This is a genomic window from Romboutsia sp., assembly GCF_051659545.1.
GTDB lineage: Bacteria > Bacillota > Clostridia > Peptostreptococcales > Peptostreptococcaceae > JBOFOR01.
Genome location: NZ_JBOFOR010000175.1, coordinates 1 through 5,404, shown reverse-complemented (window position 1 = coordinate 5,404; position 5,404 = coordinate 1). Strand labels below are relative to the sequence as shown.

The following is a 5,404-nucleotide window of genomic DNA, read 5'->3' as shown; positions in this document are numbered from 1 at the left end:
GTGGCAAATAGAAATAATGTTTAAAGTATGGAAATCTATTTTCAAAATTAGTCATGTAAAAAAAGTTAAAATGGAAAGGTTTAAATGTTTTTTATATGGTAGGCTAATTTCATTATTATTATCTTCTTCAATAGTTTTTACAGCTAAAAATATTATTATGGATGAAGATGATAAAGAAATTAGTGAAATTAAATCTTTTGGAGCTCTCGCTCAGTATTTACCTAAACTTGCTCATGAAATTTTTAAAGGTGAGCTATGTATTATACGGATTTTAAAAAGAATAATACTTAATTTTAAGAGGTTCAGTATAAAATCAAGGAAAAAGCATAAAAAAACAGTTTTTGATATCTTAGAAATCATTAATTTAGAGTCAAATAAAATAGAAAAAATTGCAATTTAGTAGAAATTTAATATCAAATTAGCCTAAATTTAAGTACAAAATTCTTAAGTAGTTTTTTGTGTACTCAAAAAATTAAATCAGATGATTTAACGGAAAATAATCTTTCATATCAATGTAAATCATCAAAAAAATAAGCCATCAAACTATTGATATATGTTTATATACCTTAGGTTTACGGCCATGGGTCTCCCCCGATATAGCCAATTTTTAATAACTGTAATGGCTGGCGTTAATCAACTTGAAAGAGATTTGATTAAAATGAGGCAACGTGAAGGTATTGAAATTGCTAAATCTCAAGGAAAATATAAAGGAAGAGTTAAAAAGTATCATAAGAATCATGAAGGAATAAATTATGCAGTTAAATTGTATCATGAGGGAGATATGACAGTTAAGCAAATATGTGAAATAACTAATATTTCAAGATCTTCTCTTTATAGAAAATTAGATGAAGATAAAATGTTGAATAATTAGATAAATCTTAAAATGCTCAACCCGTTGGAAACAGCGGGTTATTTTAGCTTAACGTACCATTTACGCATTTTCCGGATTCTACCTCTATATCTATAAATCAGCATATTAAAATGCTTAATGTAAAGTATGTTGCTGTTACTGTTACTGTTACTGTTACTGTTACTAATATTTTTCTATAAAAATATTGTTTTTAAATAGTATAAAAAGTCCTAAAAAATATATTTAAAGTTAATCTGTTAGTGTATCTAATTTATGACATATTTAAATATGTATAAGTTTTCAGTAATTAAAACACAAACATTTGTGAATTTGTTTACATAAATATGCGCACATAATAAGAACCACCTAAGCTATGTAATAGCAAAGGTGGTTCTTTCATATTAACAAGTAATTTGAGTCTTAAATATTATAGTACTTACAGCTCCTGGGGCAATAGCTCCAACAGGTATAGAACTTGGATTACCTCCAATAGTAGTGCCATTTACAGCAATAGAACCTAAAATAAAAGTGGTTCCATTTGGCACGGTATCGTGAATAATTACATTTGAAGCAGTTGTAGTTCCATTGTTAGGAAGATTAATAGTATAAGTTAAAATATCTCCACATTTAGCATAGTTTTTATCTACTGACTTAGTAGCTCCAACTAAATTTGCACCAGGTGAACTAGTAATAACTACATTAGATGTTGTTCTTCCACTTTCACCATTAACAATAGTTGGATGAGTAGTATATACATAAGAAGCATCACAGAAATTAATTATAGATCTACTTGGTGGAATTGAAACTACTACTACTTGAAATGTAAAAACACTTCCGCTACCAGCAGGTAGTGCTCCGAAAAATAAACCACCAGGAGGAGCAGGGCTTGCACCTGGAATACTTGTGCCAAATATGGTTACTGAGTTAGGCACAAATGTAGTTCCAGTAGGAATAGTATCGAGGAAAGTTACATTACTTGCAGTAACATTACCTGTATTTGTTATAGATACTGTGTAAGTTATAGTAGTTCCAACGCCAACAAAAGCTTGATTTGAAGATTTAGTTAGAGTTATTATAGGAGTATTTATAGTTGTGACTGCTGTATTGGTATCAGTGCTAGTAGTTATTATATTTGGTATTGAAGTGGCACTTTCGTTATATTGATAATCAACTTGCCCAATATTTAAAAGTGGATTAACTACAGGATAATTAACTACAAGGGCTTGAAGAGTAACTGTTGTTGTGTTACCTATAGCAATAGTAGCTAAATCTATGCCAAGTGCTGGATCTATACCTGGTTTATTTATAGTGTTTACAAATATACTATTTGTAACAAAATTAGCACCTTGAGGAATTAAATCAGTTAAATTTACACTAGTAGCACTAGTATCACCATTATTTTTTATAACTACTGTATAGTTGAGTGTATCTCCAATAGTGGCATAGCCTAAGTCTACAGCTTTAGTTGAGCTTATATTTGGGTTCATATATTACCTCCTTAAACCAGTCTAGCTCTAAAGCTTTTTAGCACATCTCTTATATCATTAAGTGCAGTAATACTAGTAGAACTAGCAAATATTAATCCAATTGCTCTATTAGAACTATCTAGTACAATACTTCCAGAATCACCTACTTGAGACATAGAACTAGCTACTAATTGTCTTATAAAAGTTGCTTGTTTACCACCACTATAATTTACAAGTAATGTAGTGTTTATAGATTGTATAGTACCAGTTGTATAGCTAGTAGATCTTCCAGATTTTTGAACAAAACCGCCTACAATAGCACTTGCAATACCAGTTATATTACCAATAGATACAATTTGAGAAGAAACTAAAGTCGTACTTATAACTTGGGCAATAGCACAATCTACAAGATTATTTCCACCAGAAAAATTGACAGGTACAAATGAACTTAAGTTAGCTATACCATCACCTGGATTAATTCCTCCATCAGCTTGACCTGGTTGTAGAATTAAACTACCAATAGGAGCAGTATTTTCAAGAGCAATAACATGATTATTACTAAGAATATAAGTTTTAAGAGCACTACCAGTTCCATTTGATACTAAGCATCCAAGTGTTCCTACAATAAAAGTTCCTACAACTCCAATACTATACCCACCTTGAGCTGGTCTAATTTTACCCGTATTTCCATGAGCATAAATTTCTCCAACTTCTACAACATCTGTAGGTATACCTTTGTATTCTTTTGGTATAATTTCATGAGTTTGAAGTTCCTCCTTACCAACCTTTTTTATAACCATTACTTTAAGACAAGGACTTAAAGTATCTATTCCATTAATAATTTTATTACCTATGCCAAGTCCATTAACATTAGGTAAATTAAAAAAGTTTTGATATTCATTTTCACATACATAAGCCATATTATTATACATAGCATCACCTCGAAAAAATTAAGTAACCACTATATAATATGAATGAAAAATGATACTGTCCATATTTTAGACAAGGATATAAAAAAATTACTTATTTTTAGAAATAAAACACATAATTATATAACAAAGTTAGTCTTAAATTCATAGTATATAATTGTACTTGGATTATTTCTATTTAATACGTATCTAAGGTTTATATAACTAGATATGTATTAAATAATTTAAAATTCAATATAAATCTTGAATTTAAATTTGATGGATAAGACCAAATTTAAAAGTTAACATTTATTTTTAAGTAGGCAGTATCCTTTATAATACGCATGAAAAATCAAGTAAATTAGCCAGACTAATTTTAGAATATAAGTCAAGAAAAACTAAGACTAATTCAAACATAAGCAAGAAAATAAATTAGAGAGAGGAGAAATTAAATGGCTACCTTACCAAGCCCAAATCCTATTCCCAATAGTGCGTTGGTTAACTACGAATATATAGTTGACCCAAGCATTCCTGTTACCGTTCCTGGGTCAAATATAACTAATATAGTTAATACTCAAGTAAATATTGCACAAATAGATTATACAAATGGCCAAGGAATGATAAAATCAGGAGTACCATCATACGTAAAATTGGGAGATACGATAACTTATACGATAACTCTTACAAATACCGGAAATACAACTGCTAACAATGTAGTAGTGACAGATACTCTACCAATCGGAACAATAAATCAAGCACCAGCACCTCCATATCCAGTAGGAAGTATAGGACCAGGTGTGACTGCTACAGTAACATTCACAGTTGTTGTTAGCTCAATACCAGTAGGCGGAACAATACCAAATAATTCAACAGTTAATTTTAATTATGTAGTAGACCCAAGTTTACCAGCAGTACCAGGTTCAGGTAACTCAAATGAAGTAGATATACCAGTTAAACAAGCGACTATAGATAATGCTGATGGTGGATTTGTAAAATCAGCAGATAAATCATCTGTAAAAGTTGGAGATACTGTAACCTATACAATAGGTATGACAAATACAGGAAATACAACAGCTAATAATGTATTCTTAAGTGATACTATACCAACAGGAACAACATTTGTAACCGTACCAAATTCAGTTACTGTAAATGGTGTAACTATACCAGGAGCAGATCCAAATCCTCCAAGTTCAATACCAGTTGGAAATATAGGACCAGGAGCTACTTCTACAGTATCATTTAATGTTGTTGTTAATACAATTCCACCAAGTGGAATTATACCAAATGATGGTACAGTAAACTTTGATTATGTAGTAGACCCAAGTTTACCAGCAGTACCAGGTTCAGGAAATACTAATACAGTAATAATTGGTGTAAATCAAGCTACAATAGATTATACAAATGGTCGAGGAATGATAAAATCATTTAGCCCAGCAGCAGTAAAACTAGGAGAGGTTATAACTTATACAGTAGGACTTAAAAATACGGGAAATGCAACAGCTACTAGTGTAACATTCAGCGACACTATTCCAACAGGAACAACGTTTGTAGCAAATTCAGTAACTGTAAATAGTGTAACTATAGCAGGAGCAAACCCAGCACCTCCAAGTTCAGTACCAGTTGGAACTATAGCACCAGGAGCTATATCTACAGTATCATTTGCAGTAACTGTAGTTACACTTCCAGCAACTGGAACTATACCAAATGATTCAACTGTTAACTTTAAGTTTACAGCTGATCCAAGTGTACCAGATGGAGCAACTGGTAGCGGTAATTCAAATCAAGTAATAACACCAGTTAATGAAGCAATTATAGATAAAGCTAATGATGGAATGGTTAAATCCGGAAGTCCATCAGTTGTAAAACTAGGAGATACTTTAACTTATACAGTAGTTCTTAAAAATAGTGGTAACACTACAGCAGTTAATGTAGTATTCACAGATACAACACCAGTTGGAACAACAAATCCTACGCCAGTACCTCCAATAAATGTTGGAGATATAGCAGCAGGTGGAACAGCAACAGTATCATTTACAGTAGATGTTGTTTCAATACCAGTAGGTGGAACTATAGTAAATGATTCAACTATAAACTTTGTATATACTAAAGATCCAAGTCTACCAAATGGAGAATCAGGATCAGGTAATTCAAATACGCTACAAACACCATTAAAACAAGCA

At 31.3% G+C, this 5,404-nt stretch carries 4 protein-coding genes and 1 pseudogene; 3 read left to right on the top strand and 2 right to left on the bottom strand.

Annotation, left to right across the window (positions count from 1 at the left end):
- Positions 1 to 400 (top strand): annotated as a pseudogene (locus ACRC03_RS09390) (IS4 family transposase); the annotation flags it as partial.
- 153 nt (positions 401 to 553) lie between these two features.
- Positions 554 to 871 carry a helix-turn-helix domain-containing protein gene (locus ACRC03_RS09385; protein WP_438652305.1) on the top strand — a complete coding sequence of 106 codons (318 nt, stop codon included), beginning with the start codon at positions 554 to 556 and terminating at the stop codon, positions 869 to 871.
- Positions 872 to 1,251: 380 nt separating this feature from the next.
- Here ACRC03_RS09385 and ACRC03_RS09380 read toward each other — a convergent pair whose 3' ends face one another.
- The gene (locus ACRC03_RS09380; RefSeq protein ID WP_438652304.1) at positions 1,252 to 2,337 is read right to left on the bottom strand and encodes a DUF11 domain-containing protein; all 1,086 of its coding nucleotides are present in this window, start codon (positions 2,335 to 2,337) and stop codon (positions 1,252 to 1,254) included.
- 11 nt (positions 2,338 to 2,348) lie between these two features.
- Positions 2,349 to 3,248: a trypsin-like peptidase domain-containing protein gene (locus ACRC03_RS09375; RefSeq protein ID WP_438652303.1), complete on the bottom strand. Its 900-nt coding sequence runs from the start codon at positions 3,246 to 3,248 to the stop codon at positions 2,349 to 2,351.
- A gap of 428 nt (positions 3,249 to 3,676) precedes the next feature.
- On the opposite strand from ACRC03_RS09375, the gene ACRC03_RS09370 reads away from it, so the two are divergent.
- Positions 3,677 to 5,404, top strand: a 1,728-nt coding sequence (locus ACRC03_RS09370) for a DUF7507 domain-containing protein (RefSeq protein ID WP_438652302.1), incomplete at its 3' end; no start/stop codon positions are given.